1 pseudogene is annotated in these 2,472 nt (G+C 38.9%); it reads left to right on the forward strand.

The features are described 5' to 3' along the window. Positions 1-455: 455 nt before the first annotated feature. A pseudogene (locus tag F6K13_RS28255) lies at positions 456-2,472 on the forward strand (AAA family ATPase); the annotation flags it as partial.

Raw genomic sequence — 2,472 nt, forward strand, 5'->3', positions numbered from 1 at the left:
CTAAAATTTTGGGGTTGCACATTATGGAATGATATTGCCAAAAATTAGTTTAGACTTTGACTAAAAAAAACCTAATATCAATCATTCTAGCAATTGATTAATCCAAAATCCTGTTCATCAAAAATCTAAAATCATTCGTCACTATGCAACGCGAGTTTTTCAATGCAAGAAATACCTTTCTCAATCTCAACTGAAATGACTATATATAAAATAATGAGAGCAAAGGTTGATATAGCAAAGTACCTCATAAAAAGATTGTTAAGTCACTGTTTGTTTTCCAGAAAGAGTACGGTATTAAATTTAAATACTCTAGGATAAAAAAAATTAGTTAAATTTCATTAAAGTAACACCCAAGGGTGAATACCCTATAATAAAAAACGGTTTTTTCTACTAAAAATTCTGCAACAAAGCCAGTTAAAATTAAAGAAAAACAGACTAAAGAAAAACAAAAAAATATGCAACTAAATAATCCTAACCAATTTACAGAAAAAACTTGGGAAGCTATATCCCGTACCCCTGACATCGCTAAAACCTCTCAACAACAACAAATCGAAACCGAACACTTAATGAAAGCTTTGTTAGAACAAAATGGACTCGCAACCAGTCTATTTAACAAAGCAGGAATCTCAACTTCTAGAGTACAAGAATACACAGATACATTTGTTAGTCGTCAACCCAAAGTTAAAAATACACCCAACAATATCTACTTAGGTCGTAGTCTAGACTCCTTATCAGACAATGCCGAAAAATATCGTCAAGAATATGGAGACGAATATATCTCCGTCGAACATTTCATGCTTGCTTATCTCAAAGACAATCGCTTTGGTAAAAATCTCTATCAAGAATTTAAACTAGATGAAGCCAAACTTAAAGAAACTATTTCCCAAGTTAGAGGCAACCAAAAAGTAACAGACAAAAACCCAGAAGGTAAATACGAAGCTCTGGAAAAATATGGTCGCGACCTGACAGAATTTGCTCGCGAAGGTAAACTCGACCCTGTTATTGGACGCGATGATGAAATTCGACGCACTATTCAAATACTCAGTCGTCGCACCAAAAACAACCCAGTATTAATAGGTGAACCTGGAGTCGGCAAAACAGCGATCGCCGAAGGTCTCGCCCAACGTATTATTGCTGGAGATGTTCCACAGTCTCTGAAAGAACGTCAACTCATTGCCCTAGACATGGGTGCTTTAATTGCTGGTGCTAAATTTAGAGGCGAATTTGAAGAGCGTCTGAAAGCTGTTCTCAAAGAAGTCACAGACTCAGACGGTAAAGTTATCTTATTTATAGATGAGATTCACACAGTTGTTGGAGCAGGGGCAACCCAAGGTGCTATGGATGCAGGCAATCTCCTCAAACCAATGTTAGCTAGAGGCGAACTCCGCTGTATTGGAGCAACAACTCTCGATGAGTATCGTAAATATATTGAAAAAGATGCTGCCTTAGAACGTCGTTTCCAACAAGTTTATGTCGATCAACCCAGTGTAGGAGATACCATCTCAATTTTACGGGGTCTCAAGGAACGTTATGAAGTACATCACGGCGTGAAAATCTCCGATAGTTCCCTCGTCGCTGCTGCTACTCTGTCCACTCGCTATATTAGCGATCGCTTTCTACCAGACAAAGCGATAGATCTTGTAGACGAAGCTGCGGCTAAACTGAAAATGGAAATTACCTCCAAACCAGAAGAACTTGACGAAATTGACCGCAAGATCCTGCAACTAGAAATGGAGAAGTTATCACTGCAAAAAGAAAGTGATGCTGCTTCCAAAGAAAGGTTAGAGAGACTAGAAAAAGATTTAGCAAACTTGAAAGAAGGGCAACGCACCCTAAATGCTCAGTGGGAATCAGAAAAAGGCATCATTGGTAAAATTCAGACCCTCAAGGAAGAGATGGATAAAGTCAATATTGAGATTCAGCAAGCAGAGCGAAATTATGACCTCAACCGTGCTGCTGAGTTGAAATACGGTAATCTGATTAATCTACAAAAACAAGTAGAAGAAGCAGAAACTAAACTCGAAGCAACTCAAACCAGTGGTCAAACTTTGTTGCGGGAAGAGGTGACAGAAGCAGATATTGCTGAAATTATTTCTAAGTGGACTGGTATTCCCATCAGTAAGTTGGTGGAGTCAGAAAAAGAGAAGCTGCTACACCTCGAAGAAGAATTACATCAGCGAGTTATTGGTCAGGATGAGGCAGTAACTGCTGTTGCTGATGCTATTCAGCGATCACGTGCAGGTTTAGCAGATCCCAACCGTCCAGTGGCGAGTTTTATTTTCCTCGGTCCTACTGGTGTTGGTAAAACAGAATTAGGAAAAGCATTGGCAGCATATTTATTTGACACTGCAGATGCGATGGTACGCATTGATATGTCTGAGTATATGGAAAAACATTCTGTTTCTCGTTTAATAGGGCACCTCCTGGATATGTTGGCTATGATGAAGGGGGTCAATTAACTGAAGTTATTCG

Origin of the sequence: Okeania sp. SIO2B9 (assembly GCF_010672505.1) — a bacterium.
GTDB lineage: Bacteria > Cyanobacteriota > Cyanobacteriia > Cyanobacteriales > Microcoleaceae > Okeania > Okeania hirsuta.